Below are 18,836 nucleotides of genomic sequence, written 5' to 3'. Positions count from 1 at the left end.
GATGGCGAAGAGCACAACGATCGGTGTTCGAGTTATGTTGTCGGCATTGTTGTTCGCGGCCGGCACGGGATGTACCGCGGCGGAATCCGCCGTAGGGGACCAGCGGGTGAGCGCGACGGCGGACGCCGTGTCCGCGGTCGCACCGGCGCCCGATCCCGTTGCGGTGCAGGCGAACGAACTCGGGGTCGTGCCGATCCTGATGTATCACCAGCTGTCCGCGGCGCCGGTCAGCGAGTACGACCAGACCCCGGCCAAGTTCCGGGCCGAGCTCGATCGGCTGTACCGGGAGAACTATCGGCCGGTGACCGCGTCGGCTTATGCCTCCGCTGCCATCGACATCCCCGCAGGCACCCATCCCGTGGTCCTCACCTTCGACGATTCGACCCTGAGTCAGGTCTCGTTCACCGACAACGGGCAGCCCGCACCCGACACCGCGCTCGGCATCCTCGAGCAGTTCCGCGCCGAGCATCCCGACTTCGCCCCTACCGCAACCTTTTATGTCAACAACGAGCCCTTCGCGGGCAACGAGCGCGCACTGTCCTGGCTCGCGGCGCACGGCTACGAGATCGGCGCCCACACCGCCGCCCACGCGAACCTCGGTCAGCTCGACGGCGCCGGCGTGCAGCGCGAGCTGGCCGAGAACGTCCGCGCGATCACGGCCGCGACGCCCGGTCCGGTGCGCACCATGGCGTTGCCGCTCGGGATCTATCCGGCCGACCGCGCCCTGGCCGTCGCGGGCGACTGGGCAGGCACCCACTACGCCTTCGACTCCGTCATGCTGGTCGGCGCCGAGCCCGCTCCGTCCCCGTTCGGTTCCATCGACCGCACCGCGGTGCCGCGAATCCGTTCGGGCAGAGAGCCGGTCGCCTTCGACTCGACGTATTGGCTCGACCGGCTTGCCGAGCGCCCCGACCAGCGTTACACCTCGGACGGTAACCCGATCAAGATCATTTTTCCGGCAGGCGTGTCCGGCGAGTTGAACGCACATTGGTCAGATCGGGCGCAGTCCTACTGATCGCGGCCGGGCCTGCTCAACGGGAAACACCGAGGCAGCCGGGGGATCCTCCCTGCTGCCTCGGTGTGATCGAAGGTGCAGCGCTCAGCGCGATCGCGGGGTGCGCACTGCCAATTCTTCGAGAGCGGCGACCATCCGGTCGATCTCCGCGCAGGTGTTGTAGAAGGCGAACGACGGGCGCACCGTCGCCTCCAGACCCAGCCGTCGCAGGATGGGCTGGGCGCAGTGGTGCCCCGCCCGGACCGCGATGCCCTTCTCGTTCAAGGCTTTACCGACCTCGATCGGTTCGTGACCCGCCATGACGAAGGAGAGCACGCTCGCCTTCTCCGCGGCGGTGCCCACCAGCCGGACACCCGGCACCGCGGCGACCCGCGGCGTCGCGTACTCGAGCAGCCCGTGCTCGTAGCGGGCGATGGCGTCCATACCGAGGCGCTGGACGTACTCGATCGCGGCACCGAGACCGACCGCGTCGGCGATATTCCCGGTGCCCGCCTCGAATCGCCCGGGGGGCGGCTGGAACAGCGAACGTTCCAGGGTCACGTCGCTGATCATGTTGCCCCCGCCCTGCCACGGCGGTACGTCCTGCAGTACCTCGGATTTCCCGTAGACCACGCCGATTCCGGTGGGGCCGAACACCTTGTGGCCGGAGAACACGAAGAAGTCCGCGCCGATCGAGCGCACATCGATGGCGGCGTGCGGCACCGATTGCGCGCCGTCGACGAGCGTGACCGCACCCGCGCGCTGCGCCTCGGCGACGATCTCGCGCACCGGCGTGATGGTGCCGAGCGCGTTCGAGACATGGGTCACCGAAACGAGTTTGGTGCGATCGGAAAGCAGCCGGGTGTATTCGCCGAGCAGCAGCTCACCGTTGTCGTCCACCGGGATGACCCGCAGCTGGGCGCCGGTCTCGGCCGCCAGCAGCTGCCAGGGCACGATGTTCGCGTGGTGTTCCAGATGGGAGATGACGATCTCGTCGCCCGCACGCAGATTCTTGCGGCCCCAGGTCTGTGCGATCAGGTTGATGCCCTCGGTCGCGCCGCGGACGAAGATGATCTCCTCGGCCGAAGCCGCGCCGATGAACTGAGCCACGATATCGCGGGCCTGCTCGTAGGCATCGGTGGAGCGCGCCGCCAATTCGTGTGCGGCGCGGTGGATATTGGAGTTCTCGTGTTCGTAGAAGCGCGCGATGCGCTCGATCACCGCCCGTGGCTTCTGCGTGGTCGCGGCGTTGTCGAACCAGACCAGCGGATGGCCGTTCACCTGCTCCCGCAGGATCGGGAAATCGTTGCGCACCGCGTGCACGTCGAACGGTGGGTGCGCGGCGGGGAAACGGTTCGGCGCGATACCGCTCGGGACCGGTGCCGCCGCCGTGGGCTCCAGGAAATAGAAGCTCGGCGCCGTCGACGGTTGCCGCGCGGCCTCGGGAAAGCGCTGCGGAGACAGCACTTCCCGGAGCGAGGGCAGTGCGGCGAGGAACGGATCGCGGTGGACGTCTGCGGGGTTCACCGCCGAGTTCGACGACCGCCCGGCCGCGTCCGACATCGGAACGTCGCTGCCCCAGGTCGGTACGTACGGGACGGGAGTGGCGCCACCGGGCGGTGCAGCGCCGGCGGATCTCGGAGTCGCCGCGGACGCCGCGCCGGGCACGGAGGGTTCCGGAGTTCGACCGCCCGGCGGCGGGCTGCCCGAGACTCCTTGCGCCGTATCCGATGTCGCTACAGCAGGGGTCGCAGTACCCGACGGCACTTCGACACCGGACACACCGGGGACGTAGGTACCCGGTGCCTCGCGTCCGGTGCCGGTCGCGCCCGACGTACCCACCGGCGGATGCGCGCCCGGGTGCGGGGCACCCGAAAACCCCGGCGCGCCCGGGGAAGTCGCCGTCGGCACCGGTGACGGCACAGGCACATTCGGCGGCGACGTCGGGAAGTCCGGCTGTGCCACGCTCACGCCCGCCGGTGTGGCGGGCAGGGCCGCCGACGCCGACGGCAGCGCCGAGAAGAATTCGCCGGCAAGACGATTCAGCGTCGCCTCGTCCGGCAGCCACCCGGCACCACCGTCGTCGGCTGGGCGCGAGATGTCAGCTCCGGTAGGTCGGTGCGTAGTCATGGAACTTGCCCACCTCGGCTCCGTCGAGCACTGCCACCGCGTCGTCGGTCAGGACGGCCAACGAGCAGTACAGCGACACCAGATACGACGCGATCGCGCTGCGATCGATACCCATGAACTTCACCGAAAGCCCCGGTCCCTGTTCGCCTGCCAGCCCCGGCTGGTACAGGCCGACCACGCCCTGGCGGGCCTCGCCGGTGCGGATCAGCAGGAACTTGGTCTTACCGCGTTCCACCGGCACCTTGTCCGACGGAATGATCGGGATCCCGCGCCAGGTCAAGAACTGGGATCCGAACATGCTCACCGTCGGCGGCGGCACACCGCGCCGGGTGCATTCCCGCCCGAACGCGGCGATGCCCTGCGGGTGGGTCAGGAAGAAGCCGGGCTCCTTCCAGACCGTGGTGATCAGATTGTCGAGGTCGTCGGGCGTCGGCGGGCCGGCGATCGTCGAGAGCCGTTGCTTCTTGGCCGTATTGGCGATCAGACCGTAATCCGGACTGTTGATCAGCTCGCCCTCTTGGTGCTCCTTGATCGCTTCGATGGTCAAGCGCAACTGCTGAGCTATCTGATCGTGCGGACTCGAATACAGATCGGAGACGCGCGTGTGCACATCGAGGATGGTGTGCACGGCCTTGAGCCGGTACTCGCGCGGGTCCCGCTCGTAGTCGATAAAGGTCTCCGGCAGCGGAGACTCGTCGAAGTTGTCGCACTGGATATCGACGGTTTGTTCGTGGGTAACCCGGTTACGTCGGTAGATACCGGCTTCGACGGGTACCCAGTTCAACAGATGGACCAACCACCGCGGAGTGATCGACTCCATCTGCGGCACGGTCTTCGTGGCGTTCGCCAGGGTGCGGGCCGCTTCATCGCCCAACGCCACCGGCTGTGGAACAGCTTTGGTCATCGAACCACCTTGGGATCGGCAAATCCACCGTTACCAGCCCGCTCATGCTAGACCCTGCCGCGCCGGTTGCCCGGATAGACCCTATTCGCCGCCTCGCTCCGCGCGCCGCGGTCGGCGGTCGCTCACCGGCTCGTGCGCTCGCCGCCGTTGACCGCCAACACCTGACCGGTCAGCTGACGTGCGCCCGGCGAGGCGAGATAGGTTGCCGCGGAAGCGATGTCCTCGGGGAGACCGGGCCGCCCGGTGTGGGTAGCGGCGATGAGCGCAGCGCGGCGCTGCTCGGTCAGCCGGTCACGGAAGAACTCGGTGTCGGCGATGTAGCCGGGGGCGATGACGTTCGCGGTGACCCCCCGAGGGCCGAGTTCGGCGGACAGTTGCATGTTCCACGAGGCGAGACCGGCCTTGGCCGCGCCGTACGCGCCCGCCCCCTTGTCTGCGGCGATGGACCCGATGTTGATCACGGTCCCGCCCGCGGCCAGGCGGTCGCGCAGTGCCGTGGTCATCAGCACCGCGCTGATCAGGTTCGCGTCGAGGTTCGCGCGCCAGGCGGCGGCCACGGCGGCCAGGTCGGTGGGGGAGTCCTGGTCGAAGTCGGTGTTGCCGCCCGCGTTGTTGACCAGGACGTCGATCCGTTCGGGCAGCGCGGAGGCCAGCGCTTCGATCTGTACGGGATCGGTGGCGTCGCAGACCCGGTCGGTGATGCCGAGTTCGGTGGCGGTCGCGCGGAGCGCCTCGGCGCGTCGTCCGGTGATCACCACGGCGTCGCCCGCGGTCGCGAAGGCCGCGGCGATCGCCCGGCCGATTCCGGTTGCGCCACCGGTCACCACAATGTTGCGTGGCATGTCTACCTCTCATATGGGGTACGTTTAGATCTAAACCGTAGCTCTTGTTTAGGGCTAAACGCAACCAGGAGGTGCGCATGGATCCCGACGATCCGGTCGACGCGATCGCGATGGCGTGGCAGCGGGAGCGGCCGGGCACTCCGGTCGACGGCATCGGGGTGGTGACCCGAATCTGGCAGCTGGCCAAGACATTCGGTGACGATCGCCGCCGGGTGCTGGCCGCCGAAGGAGTCGACACGGCCACCCTCGACCTGCTCGGCGTGCTGCGCCGCAGCGGCGCGCCCTACCGGCTGACCACCCGGCAGCTCAAGGAGCAGACGATGCTCACCGCGGGCGCGATCTCCCAGCGCGTCGCGCGGGCCGAAACCGAAGGCCTGGTGACCCGCGCCCCGCTCGGCGACGGCTCGCGCGGGGTGATCGTCGAATTGACCGGTGCCGGGCACGCTTTGGTCGAACGGCTGGTCGACCAGGTCCTCGGCCGGGAGTCGGAGCTGCTCTCCGGTCTCACCCGCGCCCAGCAATCCGACCTGACCGAACTGCTGCGTGTGCTGCATCAGGATCTGATGACCCGCCTCGGTACGTACAAGATCACCCAGGTCGGCGCACCTTAGGTTTGAGCCTGCCGTCGAATTGGCTACGACAGCAAAATGATTCGAGCACTGCGGCGACGCCGGCGCTCAGCGCAGCGCGAGCGCCAGGAAGAAGTCGACGCGGTCTTCCAGGCGGGACAGATCGCGCCCGGTGAGTTCTTCGATGCGCTGGATGCGGTAGCGCAGGGTGTTCACGTGCACGTGCAGGAGGTCGGCGCATTTGGTCCACGAGCCCGATACCTCGAGGAACGTCTCCAGCGTGTGCACGAGATCGGCGCGATTGTCCTGGTCGTAGGTGGTGAGCGGATCGAGCAGACGCAGCCGGAACATGCGGCGGACCTCGTCGGGAACCGAGGCGAGCAACAGCATGTGGGTGGCCAGTTCGTCGTGGCCCACGACGCTGGCCGGTTGCAAGCGACCCGCCGCCATCCGGCGCGCGTAGCGCGCCTCCTCCACCGCGCCGCGCAGACCCTCGCCGTCGACCACGCCGCTGACGCCGATGGATAGTCGGCTGCCGCCCAGCCCCGGCGCCAAAGCCGTTACCGCGCGGTTGATCTCGTCGATGACCGGACTATCCGGCCCGGCGGGGATGAGCGCGATCGCCTCGCCGTCCACCACGCCTGCGGCGGGCCTTCTGCCGTAAAGTATTTCGCGCAACAGGACGCGTAATTCCCCGGGGCGCAAGGTGTCGTCGGCGGCCGCGGCGACGGCGATATAGGTCTCCGCCGGTCCGAGTCCGGTGAGTTCGAGGCGGGAGATGATCTCCGCGGGCTTGGCGTCGGAGACGATCAGCTCGATCAGTTCCTGGGCGAGCCGTCCCTCGGCGCTCTGCCGGTCGTCCTGGCGGGCGCGTTCGAGCGAGACGACCGCGGCCAGCTCACCGGCCAGCGCGCGACGCTCCTCCGGCCACTCGGTGTAGTCGCCCTCGAACACGAGGAACCAGTCGGCCGCCCGCGATGTGCGGTGCTCGTCCACCGCGAACAGGGAAAACCGGCCGCTCTCCGGCCGGAACGCCGTCGGCAGGCGGCGGGCGCTGAGGAACGCGGTGGTCACCTCGGACGGTGGCGCGGTGGGAGGCCCGGCCACCGCCCGGCCGGTCGAGGAGACCACCCAGCAGCGCATGCCGAGATCGCGTTCGATCAACTCGAGCACCGAGCCGAGCCCGGCGCCTGAGACGAGCTGGCGGTGCCGGTCCAGGATCGCGGTCAGGTCCGCGGCGCGCCCGGTCGACAGATTTCGCGTGATCTGCTCGGTGACCTGGGCGAACGCGATGTTCTCCGGGACCCGGAACAGCGGGATCCGATGCTTGCGACAGGCCTCGACCACATCCGGGGGCGCACCGCCGTAGCGGGCATCGCCCGCGGCCAGCCCGGCCACGCCCGCCTGGGCGAGCGCGCGGACGAACACCTCGCTGTCGGCCGGGTCGTGGCGCCACTGCATGCCGGTGAGGACGAGTTCCCCACCGGAGAGGTAGCGACCGGGGTCGAGCATGTCGGTGGTCACCACCCAGCGGACGAACCGGTCCAGCTCGTCCTCGCCGGTGACGAGCTCGAGCCCGAGGTCCGCCATGGTCAGCAGGGATCTGAGGCGCACGGTGCGAAGGCTAACAGTCAACCCCCTGGTGAATGCCCTTGGACATTCACACAAAGACTTCGGTGTGAACTGGCGCACAGTTCAGATTTCTCGTTTCTGGCTGCGGCGTTGCTCGGCGGGTGTACTTGCGGAACAGATTGGCAACCCCCTACAGGAGGTCAGATGGCAGGCGACATCGGATGGCTCAACTCGTTGCCTCCGGACCGGGTCGAACAGGAACTGCTGACCTGCTGTGCGTCCCGGCAGTGGGCGCAGAAGGTCGCGGCGGCCCGGCCCTACGCCGACACCGCGAGCCTCGTCGCCGCGGCCGTCGCCACGGTGTGCGAGCTGAGTTGGCCGGATGTCGAGGAGGCGCTCGCGGCGCATCCGCGCATCGGTGACCGCGCCAAGGCCGAACTGTCCGAGCGGGAGGCGAGCTGGTCGCGCGGGGAACAGTCCGGTGCCGCGACCGCCGACGCCGCCGTGCGGGCCGAACTCGCCGCGGGCAATCTCGCCTACGAAGAGCGCTTCGGTCACGTCTTCCTGATCCGTGCCACCGGCCGCACCGCCACCGAGATCCTCGCCGAATTGCGGCTGCGCCTGGACAATTCGGTGCTCGACGAGCGGCTCGAGGTACAGAGCGAGCTCGCCGACATCACCCGGCTGCGGGTGCGAAAGCTGCTGGGGGAGCAGTGAGTCTGTCCACGCACGTGCTCAACGCGGTCACCGGCCGCCCCGCCGCCGGGATGCTGGTCCGGCTCTCGGACATGGACGGCACGGTGCTCGCCGAACGGCGCACCGACGACGACGGCCGCGTCAAGGACCTGCCCGCACCCGGAACCGGTACGCACCGGCTGACTTTCGAGACGGGAGAGATCAGTCCGTTCTATCCCACGGTCGCGATCGACTTCACCGTCGCCGACCCGGCAGCGCACTACCACGTGCCGTTGCTGCTCAGTCCGTATTCCTACTCCACTTATCGAGGTAGCTGAAACAATGTCGATCAAGCTCGGGCCGAACCGATACGGCAAGGCGGAGACCCACGTCGTCAGCGTGACGAAAAATGGTGGCGTGCACGAGATCCGCGATCTCAATGTCGGTGTGGCGCTCTCCGGCGACATGGACGACGTGCACCTCACCGGCGACAACGGCGCGGTCCTGCCGACGGACACGCAGAAGAACACCGTCTTCGCCTTCGCCAAGGAGCACGGGATCACCTCGCCCGAGGCGTTCGGTGTCCTGCTGGCACAGCATTTCGTCGGCTCGCAGCCGACCATCCGGCACGCGCGGGTCAGCGTCGAGGAATACGCCTGGGAGCGGATCGTGCTGAATCCCGGTGACGATCAGCACTCGTTCGTCCGCTCCGGTCAGGAGACCCGCATCGCGCGGGTGCACCACGACGGCGAAAAGACCTGGGTGGTAGCGGGTTTGCAGGGCCTGGTGGTGCTCAACTCCACCGGTTCGGAGTTCCACGGCTATCTCAAGGACAAGTACACGACCCTGAAAGAAGCCTACGACCGCATCCTGGCCACCGAGGTCAACGCGGAGTGGCGCTTCATCGCCGAGCCGAGCGATTGGGACAAGACCTACCGCGAGGCGCGCGGCGCACTGCTGGCGGCGTTCGCCGAGACCTACAGCTACTCGTTGCAGCAGACGCTGTACGCGATGGGCGAGCGGGTACTCGCCGCCTGCCCGGAGATCGGCGAGGTGCGGCTGTCGCTGCCGAACAAACATCACTTCGTGGTCGACCTGTCCGCGTTCGGCCTGACCAACGACAACGAGGTGTTCTACGCCGCCGACCGCCCGTACGGCCTGATCGAGGGCACGGTCCTGCGCGAGGACGCGCCGGCCGCCGGCCCGGCGTGGGAGTGACGATGGATTTCTTGCGACCGAGCAGCTGGGCCGATGCCCTGGCCATCAAGGCCGATCGACCGGACGCGGTGCCCATTCAAGGCGGCACCGACATGATGGTCGAACTCAACTTCGACAAGGGCAGGCCGAATGCCCTGCTCGATCTCAACCCGTGCCGGGAACTGTTCGACCACAAGGAGATCGACGGCCGGATCCGGATCGGTTCCGGTGTGCCGTACGTCAAGATCATCAACCGGCTCGGCAAACAGTTGCCCGGTCTGGCGCAGGCCTCGCGCACCGTCGGCTCGCCGCAGATCCGCAATCGCGGCACGGTCGGCGGCAATCTGGGCGGGGCGTCCCCGGCCGGTGACGCCCATCCCGCGCTGCTCGCCGGGGACGCGGTCGTCGAGGTCGAGTCCGCGGCCCGCGGCACCCGGATGATCCCGATCGACGACTTCTACATCTGGGTGCGTAAGACCGCGCTCGAGCCGGACGAGCTGATCCGGGCGATCTGGTTGCCGCCCGCCGAAGGGCCGCAATACTTTTCGAAGGTCGGCACGCGCAACGCGATGGTGATCGCGGTGTGCTCGTTCGCGATCGCGCTGTACCCCGGCAGCGGGACGGTCCGCACCGGCATCGGATCGTCCGGTCCGACACCGCTGCGCGCCGGGTCGGCCGAGGAATTCCTGTCGACCCAGTTGCCGTGGCAGCAGGCGACGCCGCTGCGCGAAAGCGTGCTGCGCGAATTCGGTGCGCTCGTCGCCGCCGCGGCCAAGCCGATCGATGACGTCCGCGGCACCGCGGACTACCGCAAACACGCCCTCTCGGTACTGGCTCGCCGCACCCTGGGCTGGGCCTGGACGGACTATCTGACAGAAAGGAAGGCGGCCTGATGCGCGTGAGGTTCGACGTGAACGGCTCGCAGGAGACCGTGGACGACGTGTGGGAGGGCGAGAGCCTGCTCTACATGCTGCGCGAGCGGATGGGCCTGCCCGGCTCCAAGAATGCCTGCGAGCAAGGCGAATGCGGTTCGTGCACGGTCTATTTGGACGGCACGCCGGTCTGCTCCTGCCTGGTGGCGGCCGGCCAGGCCGAGGGCCGCTCGGTGCGCACCGTGGAAGGGCTGGCCGACGGGGCGAAGCTGGATCCGATGCAGCAGGCGTTCGTCGAGGCCGGCGCGGTGCAATGTGGTTTCTGCACACCGGGTCTCATCGTGCAGGCGCACGACCTGATCGAGCACAATCCGGATCCGTCCGATGTGGAGATCCGCGAGGCCCTGGCCGGAAACCTGTGCCGCTGCACCGGTTACGAGAAGATCCTGGACGCCGTGCGGCTCGCGGCGCAGCGGAAAGCGGCGGCCCGATGAAGACCGTCATCGAAAACGCCTACCTCGCACCGGTGGTCGGCCCGGAGATCCCGTCCGGCTACCTGGTGATCGCCGACGGCCGGATCGAAACGCTCGGCGCCGGTCCCGCGCCGGTCGTGCCCGGCGCGCAGCGGGTCGACGGCACCGGCTGCCTGGTCACCCCCGGCTTGGTCAACACCCACCACCACCTCTACCAGTGGGCGACCCAGGGGCTGTACCAGGACGCCACGCTGTTCGAATGGCTCACCGGGCTCTACCGCACCTGGGCGGGCATGGACGCGGAGGTGGTCTACGGCGCGGCCTCGGCGGGGCTGGGCTGGCTCGCCCTGACCGGCTGCACCACCAGCAGCGACCACCACTATGTGTTCCCCAAGGGACGTGGTGACCTGTTCGACGCCGAGGTCCGCGCGGCACACGAGATCGGTCTGCGGTTCCATCCGTGCCGCGGCTCGATGGACCGCGGGCAGTCCGCGGGCGGCCTGCCGCCGGACGAGGTCGTGGAGGATCGCGACGAGATCCTGCTGAACACCGCGGAAACCATTGACAAGTACCACGATCCGTCGTTCGACTCGATGCTGCGGGTCGCGGTCGCGCCGTGCTCGCCGTTCTCGGTGAGCGAGGGCCTGATGACCGACGCCGCCCTGCTGGCCCGCACCAAGGGCGTGCGGCTGCACACCCACCTCGCCGAGACGCTGGACGAGGAAGTGCACTGCCGCGAGCAGATGGGTTGCACGCCGGTGGAATACATGGACAAGCTCGGCTGGCTCGGTGCCGACGTCTGGTTCGCGCACGCGGTGCACCTGCACGACGCGGATATCCGGCGCTTCGCCGAGACCGGCACCGGATCGGCGCACTGCCCCAGCTCCAATGCCCGGCTCGGCGCCGGAATCGCCCGAGTCTCCGAGCTTTTGCGCGCCGGCGCGACCGTCGGCCTGGGCGTGGACGGCGCGGCCTCCAGCGAACTGACCTCGATGGCGGGAGAATTGCGCCAGGCCATGCTGTTCCAGCGCGCCGTGCACGGTCCCACCGCGCTCACCGCGCGCCAGGCCCTGGAGATCGGCACCCTGGGTGGTGCCCGCAATCTCGGGCGGCAGCAGGAGATCGGCAGCCTCGAGGTCGGCAAGCTCGCCGATATCGCGATGTGGCGGGTGGACGGTTTCCGTGCCGCGGTCACAGATCCCGTCTGCACCCTGGTGTTCGGCCCGACACCGCCGCTGGCGCGGTTGTTCGTCGGCGGCCGGACCGTCGTGGCCGACGACGAACTGCGCACCGTGTCGCACGACGCGGTCGGCCGAGCCGGCGCCGCCGCGCGCAAGCGGCTATTGGAACGGGAGGAAGCACGATGACCGCGGTACGGAGCACCCGCTTCCCGGGTGAGGTCGCCGCGCCCGGCAAGGGCGGTATCGGCGAGAGCCCGCTGCGACCCGACGGCACGCTGAAGGTCAAGGGCGAGTTCGCCTATGCCTCGGACATGTGGATGGACGGCATGCTGTGGGGCGCCACGCTGCGCAGTCCGCACCCGCGGGCGCGCATCCTCGGCATGGACATCAGCGCGGCGCTCGCGTTGCCGGGCGTGCACGCGGTGCTCACCCACGAGGATGTGCCCGGCCGCAAGTGTTACGGCCTCGACATGACCTGGGACCAACCGGTTCTCGCCTTCGATGAGGTGCGCCACCACGGTGAGCCGATCGCGCTGGTCGCCGCGGATCATCCCGAGATCGCCCGGCGCGCGGTCGAAGTGATCGCCATCGAATGGGAGGTGCTGACCCCCATCATCGATCCGCTCGCGGTGGTCGCCGACCCCGAAACCAACAAGGTGCAGGAGCGGGGCGGCATCGCCCGGCACCAGCCGGTCCGGGTCGGCGATATCGCGGTCGGCCGTGCCATGTCCGATGTCGTGGTGACCGGCGAATACGAGGTCGGCATCCAGGATCAGGCGTTCCTCGGCCCGGAGGCCGGGCTGGTCGCGCCGGGCGAGGACGGCGGGCTCGACTTCTACGTCGCCACCCAGTGGATGCACAACGATCTCGATCAGATCGGTCCCTGTCTCGACCTGTCCCCGGACCAGATCCGGATGACCATGGCCGGCGTCGGCGGCGCGTTCGGTGGCCGCGAAGACATTTCGATGCAGATCCACGCGGGCATGCTCGCGCTCTACACCGGTAGGCCGATCAAGATGGTGTACAACCGGGAGGAGTCGTTCTTCGGGCACGTGCACCGGCATCCGGCGCAGCTGCGCTACGAGTACGGCGCCACCCGCGCGGGCAAGATCGTCTTCGCCGAGGTGCGGATCGTGCTCGACGGCGGTGCCTACACCTCCGCCACGCTCAACGTCACCGGCAACGCGTCCTCACTGGCGTTGGGCCCCTACGAGGTTCCGCACATCAAGATCGATGCCTACGGCGTGTACACCAACAATCCGCCGTGCGGTGCGATGCGCGGATTCGGTGCGGTACAAGCCTGTTTCGCGCACGAGTCGATGATGGACAAGCTGGCGCAGGCGCTCGACCTCGACCCGGTGTACGTCCGTCAGGTGAACGCGGTATCGCAGGGTTCCAAGCTGGCGACCGGCCAGGTGGTGCACGCGCCGATGCCGATGGCCGAGATGCTCGGGCAGTTGCGCGACATGCCGCTGCCCGCGCCGCTGGACGCGGCCGACATCCGGAACCTGCCCGGCGGCGCTTCGCAGACCACACACGGTGAAGGTGTGGTGCGCGGCGTCGGCTACGGCGTCGGCATCAAGAACATCTGCTTCTCCGAGGGTTTCGACGACTACTCGACCGCGCGGGTGCGCCTCGAGGTGATCGGCGGCGAACCCGTCGCGCTGGTGCACACCGCCGCCGCCGAAGTGGGACAGGGACTGGTCACGGTCGAAGCGCAGATCGCGCGGACCGAACTCGGTATCGAGAAGGTGACCATTCACCCCGCCGACAACCAGATCGACAGCGCGGGTTCCTCGTCGGCCTCCCGGCAGACCTACATGACCGGTGGCGCGGTGAAGGCCGCGTGTGAAGCGGTGCGCATGCGCGTACTCGCCCTCGCCCAGGGGCGTTTCGGCGCCACCCGCGGCCTGCGGCTGGTCGGCGGCAAGGTGGTGTCGGGCACCGGCGAGGTGTTCGCCGCGATCGTCGATCTGCTCGGTGACGAAATCATCGAGGAGACCAGGAAATACCACCACAAGCCGACCACCGGCATGGATCCGGTCACCGGTCAGGGGGACAGCCACACCCAGCTGGCCCTGTGCGTGCACCGCGCGGTGGTGGATGTCGACACCGAACTCGGTCTGGTCAAAGTGGTTGCGCTGGACGCGGTTCAGGACGTCGGCAAGATCATGAACCGGCTCTCGCTGGAGGGCCAGATCCACGGTGGTTCCGCGCAAGGCCTCGGCCTCGCGGTCATGGAGGAGATCCAGGTCCGCGACGGCAAGGTGCTCAACCCTTCGTTCACCGACTATCTGATTCCCACGATTCTCGACTCGCCGCCACAGCGGCTCGAGATTCTCGAAAACGCCGACCCGCACGCCCCATACGGGCTGCGCGGCGCCGGAGAGCCACCCACGCTCTCCTCGACTCCCGCGATCGTCGCCGCCATACGGGACGCGTGCCGCTCGGCGGGAGGAACCGTGCACATCAACCGAGTGCCGGTGCGTCCGGAAGACATCATCCGGAGCAGTTGATCAACAGGGACGGTGCTCGTCCACGCCGGTGACGGAGTCCCGTTGCCGGTGTGGACAACACAGCACAGGTCCCACAACAGCAAACCGAACCACGCGATCCGGCGACGCAGCCGGATCGTAGGTCGGCCATGCCCCGAGGAGGGCACGCCATGACCCAAGTACAGACCCACTCCTCCGTACCGGAGCCGGCCACCGGAAGGTCCGCGCTCGACCGCTACTTCCGGCTGAGTGACCGCAAGACCTCGGTATCGCGCGAGATCCGCGGCGGTATCACCACTTTCGTCGCGATGGCCTACGTTATCCTGCTCGTCCCGCTGATCATCGGCGGGGTCCAGGACGTCGACGGCAACACCCTCAGCATCGCGCAACTCACTACCGCCACCGCGTTTTCCGCGGGCCTGAGCACCATTCTGATGGGCCTGGTCGGCAATGTACCGCTGGCGCTGGCCGCGGGTCTGGGTGTAGTGCCGGTGGTCGCCTTCCAGGCGGCCCCGCACATGACCTGGCCGCAAGCCATGGGCCTGGTGGTGCTGATGGGCGTGATCATCGTGATCCTGGCGGCCACCGGGTTGCGCACGATGATCATCAACGCCATCCCGCTCGCGCTCAAGAACGCCATCGGTGTCGGGATCGGCATGTTCATCGCGATGATCGGGCTGGTGTCGGCCGGGGTGGTCGGGCACGGTGCGCAGACCGGCCCGCCGGTGACCCTCGGCGCGGGCGGGCACCTTTCCGGTTGGCCCGTAGTGATTTTCGCGGTCGGGCTGCTGCTCATGCTGGCGCTGTTCATCCGTAAGGTGCCCGGCGCCATCCTGATCAGCATCGCCATCGCCACGGTGCTGGCCATCGTGGTGAATTCGCTGGCGAAGATCGATCCCAAGACCTGGGGCCCGGTCGTGCCGGAGACGCCCGACGGGCTGTTCGCCGCGCCGGACTTCGGTCTGCTGTTCGACATCGATCTGATCGGCGGGTTCGCTAAGGCCGGTGGGCTGGTCGCCGGCGTCGTGCTGTTCACGCTCGTGCTCACCGGCTTCTTCGACGCCATGGGCACCGTGTTCGGCGTCTGCGACGAGGCGGGTCTGCTCGACGAGAAGGGCACCATGCCCGGCCTCGGCAAGGTGCTGACCGTCGACGGCGTCGGCCAGATCATCGGTGGTCTCAGTGGCGGGGCGGGCAACACCGTCTACGTCGAGTCTGCTACGGGCGTCGGTGAGGGTGCTCGTACCGGCTTGACCAGCGTGGTAACCGGTGGATTGTTCTGCCTGGCGGTCTTTTTCACGCCCTTGGCCGCGGTGGTGCCGATCCAGGCGGCCGCCCCGGCGCTGGTGCTGGTCGGCGCGCTGATGATGACCCAGGCCCGCAAGATCGACTGGTCCGATCTGGAAGTCGCGGTCCCCGCCTTCCTGACCATCGTGCTGATGCCGTTCACCTATTCGATCACCAACGGGGTCGGCGCGGGCGTCATCGCCTACGTGGTGATCAAGGCGGCGCGCGGGAAGTTCCGCGAAATCCATTGGCTCATCTGGGTGGTGGGCGTGGTGTTCGCCGCCTATTTCGGCATCTCGGCCATCGAACTACTGCTCGGCGGATAGAACGGCAACAACCATGCGTGACCTCGCGACAGAACTCCTGCACTGGCACACGGCGGGCAAGTCCTACGCCGTCGCCACCGTCATCGGCGTCAGCGGCAGCGCGCCGCGACCGCCCGGCGCCGCCCTCGCGGTGGACGCCGAAGGCGTTGTCATCGGCAGTGTTTCCGGTGGCTGCGTCGAGGGCGCGGTGTACGAGCTCTGTCGCGAGGCCCTGCGCACCGGGCAGCCGGTGCGCGAAACCTTCGGCTACAGCGACGACGACGCCTTCGCCGTCGGGCTGACCTGCGGCGGCACCATCGAAGTGTTCGTGCAACCGATCACCCCCGCCGACTTCGGCACCATCGAGGCACTGCTGCGCTCGGTCGAGCCGGTGGCCCTGGTTCGCGACCTGAACTCCGGCGCGACGATGGCTTTGGGTTCGTGGTGGACGCTGGGCGCCACCTTCGACCCGGTGGTCGCGGCGGAGGCGAGGGCGATGCTCGACGCGGGCAGCACCGGCCTGCGGGTGATCGGTTGCGGTGACCGGGAAGCCACCGTGTTTGTGGAATCCTCTGTGCCGCCACCACGGATGATCGTCTTCGGCGCCATAGATTTCGCCGCGGCGCTCACCCGGATCGGTCGCTTCCTGGGCTATCGGGTGACCGTCTGCGATGCCCGTCCGGTGTTCGCCACCAAGGCGCGCTTTCCGGACGCCCACGAGGTCGTGGTGGACTGGCCCGACCGGTACCTGCGGCACACCACGGTCGACGCGCGCACCGTGCTGTGCGTGCTCACCCATGATGCGAAGTTCGATATTCCGCTGCTGGAGTTGGCATTACGGCTGCCCGTCGCCTACGTCGGCGCGATGGGATCGCGACGCACGCACGAGGATCGGATGGCGAGTCTGCGGGCCGCAGGCCTGTCGGAAGCCGAACTGTCCGCGCTGCATTCACCGATCGGACTCGATCTCGGCGGGCGCACCGCGGAGGAGACCGCGGTGTCCATCGCCGCGGAGATCGTCGCGGTCCGCCGGGGCGGATCGGCCCAGCCGTTGCGCGCGAGCGGCGGACCCATTCACCGGGATCTGATTCCCACCTGGTGACCGCGCGGCGCCGCGATACTTTCGGCGCTGGAGCTTCATACAAATTCTGCTTCGGAATGATCGGCCGATTTCGGGTTGATCTCGGCTATCCGAAAAATATGCCATGCCTGCATACTTGGTGAAATTCTAGACAAAGGACCCGAACATGCCGTTGATTTTTCTGAACGGTTCCGCCATGCGCGGAGGGCCGCTCAATCATCTGCTGCACGGGGCGCCGTTCGCCGGCGAGGCGAAAACGGCGCCGCGCTACCGATTCTTCTCGGTGGGCGACCGGTTCCCCGGCCTGGACCCGGCGGCCGACGGCGGCCACTCGATCAGCGGTGAGCTGTTCGACGTGCCCATGGACGTGCTGCGGGAACACCTGTTGCCGGCGGAGCCGCCCGAACTGGAGCTCGGCGCGATCGAGCTCGACGACGGGCGCTCGGTGTTGTCCATGGTGCTGCGCAAACCGCCGACGTCCTACCCGGAGCTGATCGACATCACCCGCGTGGGCAGCTGGAAGAAATATCGCGAAGGAGCTGAGTGAAGCAATACGCAGGGGAGTCCGGTCTCCCGAAATTCGACGTCAACTGCTCGATTCTTTTCACCGATCTGCCGCTGCTGGAGCGGCCCGCCGCGGCGAAAGCCGCGGGATTCGACGCAGTCGAATTCTGGTGGCCCTTCGGCGAGAATCCGGTGCCGGGCGACAAAGAAATCGACGCGTTCGTGCGGGCGCTCGAGGACGCCGGCGTAGCGCTGATCGGGTTGAATTTCATCGATCTGATTCCGGCGGGCCGGGGACTGGTGTCGGTGCCCGGCGAGGTCGCCCGCTTCCGGGACAACATCGACGTGGCCGTGGGCGTCGCCGAACGCACCGGGTGCCGTGCGCTGAACGCGTTGTACGGCAACCGGATCGCGGGTGAGGATCCGGCGCGGCAGGATGAGCTCGCGCTGGAGAATCTGCGCCTGGCCGCCCGCGCCGCCGCCCGGATCGATGCCGTCGTCTTGGTCGAGGCGCTGAACGCGCATGAGTCGCCGCAGTATCCGATCGTCAGCGCCGAGCACGCCGTGCGCGTGGTCGAGCAGACCGGCGAGCCGAATGTGCGTTTCCTCTGCGACCTGTATCACCTGGCGCGGATGGACGAGAACCTGCTCGAGGTGATCAAGACCCACGCACGTCACATCGGCCACGTGCAGATCGCGGACGATCCCGGCCGCGGCAGGCCGGGCACCGGCGAACTGGACTTCGCCACCCTCTTCGCCACCCTCGCCGCCGCAGGCTACGACGGCTGGATCGGCCTCGAATACAAAGACCCCGAGCTGGATTGGAAGTGGATCAACGCATGAGGAAGATCGGATTTATCGGCCTCGGGATCATGGGCAGCCCGATGGCGGGGCACCTCGTCGCGGCCGGTCACGAGGTCACCGGCTACGACATCGGTCCCAACGGGCTGGAAAAGCTCAAAGCGGCAGGCGGTTCCACTGCGGCCAGCGTCGCGGAGGCGGTGCGCGACAAGGACATCGTGATCACGATGCTGCCGCAGGACGAGCAGATCGAAGAGGTGTTCGGCGATATCGTCACGCACGCCGAGCCGGGCACGCTGTACATCGACTTCTCCACGATCACCCCGAAGACGGCCAAATGGACAGCGGCCGAAGGCAAGAAGAACCGCCTGCGGGTGCTGGACGCGCCGGTGAGCGGCGGCGAGGCCGGCGCGGTCAACGCCGCCCTGTCCATCATGGTCGGCGGCACGCAGGCCGACTTCGACGCGGCGACACCGATCTTCCAGGCGCTCGGCAAGACCTTCGCGCTGGTCGGCGGCAACGGCGCGGGTCAATGCGTCAAGGCGGCCAACCAGCTCGTGGTCGGCGGGACGTACGCCCTTGTCGCCGAGGCCATCTTGCTGATGGAGAATCTCGGCGCGGACGCGGCTAAGGGTCTGGACGTGCTGGCGGGTGGCCTCGCGGGCAGCAAGATCCTCGAGCTCAAGCGCGAGACCATGCTGGCCCGCAACTTCGTCCCCGGTTTCCGGATCGACCTGCACCACAAGGACATGGGCATCATCCAGGCGGCCGCGCGCGAGGCTGAGGTCGCCATTCCGATGGGCGCGCTGACCGCGCAGTTGATCGCCGCGGCCAGGGCGATGGGCTATGGCTCGCTGGATCATTCCGGGCTGCTGCTGGTGGCCGAAGCACTGTCGGGCAAGGGCGAATGAACGCCGTGACGAGCGGGCGAGCCGCGCGGCACAACGAGGAGGT

At 68.1% G+C, this 18,836-nt stretch carries 18 protein-coding genes; 14 read left to right on the top strand and 4 right to left on the bottom strand.

Annotated features, from left to right (window positions below):
* Position 1: 1 nt before the first annotated feature.
* Entirely contained in the window at positions 2–1,015 is a 1,014-nt protein-coding gene (locus TY25_RS23620; RefSeq protein WP_042259308.1) for a polysaccharide deacetylase family protein, read from the top strand.
* Between the two features lie 84 nt (positions 1,016–1,099).
* Here TY25_RS23620 and TY25_RS23615 read toward each other — a convergent pair whose 3' ends face one another.
* The 3 genes from TY25_RS23615 to TY25_RS23605 all read right to left on the bottom strand — a co-directional run bounded on the left by TY25_RS23615 (position 1,100) and on the right by TY25_RS23605 (position 4,870).
* A complete protein-coding gene (locus tag TY25_RS23615; RefSeq protein WP_226887386.1) occupies positions 1,100–3,124 on the bottom strand; it encodes a family 2A encapsulin nanocompartment cargo protein cysteine desulfurase in 2,025 nt (674 codons plus the stop codon).
* Complete coding sequence (locus TY25_RS23610; protein ID WP_042259305.1) at positions 3,096–4,028, bottom strand: family 2A encapsulin nanocompartment shell protein; 933 nt, start codon at positions 4,026–4,028, stop codon at positions 3,096–3,098. The genes TY25_RS23615 and TY25_RS23610 overlap by 29 nt, the downstream gene beginning before the upstream one ends.
* 122 nt (positions 4,029–4,150) lie before the next feature.
* Positions 4,151–4,870: an SDR family NAD(P)-dependent oxidoreductase gene (locus TY25_RS23605; RefSeq protein WP_042259302.1), complete on the bottom strand. Its 720-nt coding sequence runs from the start codon at positions 4,868–4,870 to the stop codon at positions 4,151–4,153.
* Positions 4,871–4,947: 77 nt separating this feature from the next.
* Between TY25_RS23605 and TY25_RS23600 the strand changes: the two genes are divergently transcribed.
* The gene (locus TY25_RS23600) at positions 4,948–5,481 is read left to right on the top strand and encodes a MarR family winged helix-turn-helix transcriptional regulator (RefSeq protein WP_042259300.1); all 534 of its coding nucleotides are present in this window, start codon (positions 4,948–4,950) and stop codon (positions 5,479–5,481) included.
* Positions 5,482–5,547: 66 nt separating this feature from the next.
* Here the strand turns inward: TY25_RS23600 and TY25_RS23595 are convergent, their stop codons facing one another.
* The gene (locus tag TY25_RS23595; RefSeq protein WP_042259298.1) at positions 5,548–7,053 is read right to left on the bottom strand and encodes a PucR family transcriptional regulator; all 1,506 of its coding nucleotides are present in this window, start codon (positions 7,051–7,053) and stop codon (positions 5,548–5,550) included.
* A 162-nt stretch (positions 7,054–7,215) separates the two neighbouring features.
* Between TY25_RS23595 and uraD the strand changes: the two genes are divergently transcribed.
* The 12 genes from uraD (at position 7,216) to TY25_RS23535 (ending at position 18,793) form a co-directional block, all read left to right on the top strand.
* Positions 7,216–7,728 carry a 2-oxo-4-hydroxy-4-carboxy-5-ureidoimidazoline decarboxylase gene (gene uraD / locus TY25_RS23590; protein ID WP_042259296.1) on the top strand — a complete coding sequence of 171 codons (513 nt, stop codon included), beginning with the start codon at positions 7,216–7,218 and terminating at the stop codon, positions 7,726–7,728.
* Positions 7,725–8,024, top strand: a complete 300-nt coding sequence (gene uraH / locus TY25_RS23585) for a hydroxyisourate hydrolase (RefSeq protein WP_042259293.1) — start codon at positions 7,725–7,727, stop codon at positions 8,022–8,024. Before uraD ends, uraH begins: the two co-directional genes overlap by 4 nt.
* Before the next feature lie 4 nt (positions 8,025–8,028).
* A complete protein-coding gene (pucL, locus tag TY25_RS23580; RefSeq protein ID WP_042259290.1) occupies positions 8,029–8,904 on the top strand; it encodes a factor-independent urate hydroxylase in 876 nt (291 codons plus the stop codon).
* Between the two features lie 2 nt (positions 8,905–8,906).
* A complete protein-coding gene (locus TY25_RS23575; protein ID WP_042259289.1) occupies positions 8,907–9,776 on the top strand; it encodes an FAD binding domain-containing protein in 870 nt (289 codons plus the stop codon).
* Positions 9,776–10,249 carry a (2Fe-2S)-binding protein gene (locus tag TY25_RS23570; RefSeq protein ID WP_042259287.1) on the top strand — a complete coding sequence of 158 codons (474 nt, stop codon included), beginning with the start codon at positions 9,776–9,778 and terminating at the stop codon, positions 10,247–10,249. Before TY25_RS23575 ends, TY25_RS23570 begins: the two co-directional genes overlap by 1 nt.
* Positions 10,246–11,595 carry an 8-oxoguanine deaminase gene (locus tag TY25_RS23565; protein WP_042259284.1) on the top strand — a complete coding sequence of 450 codons (1,350 nt, stop codon included), beginning with the start codon at positions 10,246–10,248 and terminating at the stop codon, positions 11,593–11,595. Before TY25_RS23570 ends, TY25_RS23565 begins: the two co-directional genes overlap by 4 nt.
* A complete protein-coding gene (locus TY25_RS23560) occupies positions 11,592–13,925 on the top strand; it encodes a xanthine dehydrogenase family protein molybdopterin-binding subunit (RefSeq protein ID WP_172595831.1) in 2,334 nt (777 codons plus the stop codon). Before TY25_RS23565 ends, TY25_RS23560 begins: the two co-directional genes overlap by 4 nt.
* 149 nt (positions 13,926–14,074) lie before the next feature.
* The gene (locus tag TY25_RS23555; RefSeq protein ID WP_042259281.1) at positions 14,075–15,517 is read left to right on the top strand and encodes an NCS2 family permease; all 1,443 of its coding nucleotides are present in this window, start codon (positions 14,075–14,077) and stop codon (positions 15,515–15,517) included.
* Positions 15,518–15,530: 13 nt separating this feature from the next.
* Entirely contained in the window at positions 15,531–16,598 is a 1,068-nt protein-coding gene (locus TY25_RS23550; RefSeq protein WP_042259279.1) for an XdhC family protein, read from the top strand.
* Between the two features lie 145 nt (positions 16,599–16,743).
* Entirely contained in the window at positions 16,744–17,124 is a 381-nt protein-coding gene (locus tag TY25_RS23545; protein WP_029895475.1) for an allophanate hydrolase-related protein, read from the top strand.
* Positions 17,121–17,924: a hydroxypyruvate isomerase family protein gene (locus tag TY25_RS23540; protein ID WP_042259277.1), complete on the top strand. Its 804-nt coding sequence runs from the start codon at positions 17,121–17,123 to the stop codon at positions 17,922–17,924. Before TY25_RS23545 ends, TY25_RS23540 begins: the two co-directional genes overlap by 4 nt.
* A complete protein-coding gene (locus TY25_RS23535; protein ID WP_042259275.1) occupies positions 17,921–18,793 on the top strand; it encodes an NAD(P)-dependent oxidoreductase in 873 nt (290 codons plus the stop codon). Before TY25_RS23540 ends, TY25_RS23535 begins: the two co-directional genes overlap by 4 nt.
* Positions 18,794–18,836 lie beyond the last annotated feature (43 nt).

The sequence above is a fragment of the Nocardia brasiliensis NBRC 14402 genome, from assembly GCF_000308475.2.
Classification (GTDB): Bacteria; Actinomycetota; Actinomycetes; order Mycobacteriales; family Mycobacteriaceae; genus Nocardia; species Nocardia brasiliensis.
The sequence above is the reverse complement of the archived record's forward strand: the minus strand, read 5'-3'. Positions and strand labels throughout refer to the sequence as shown.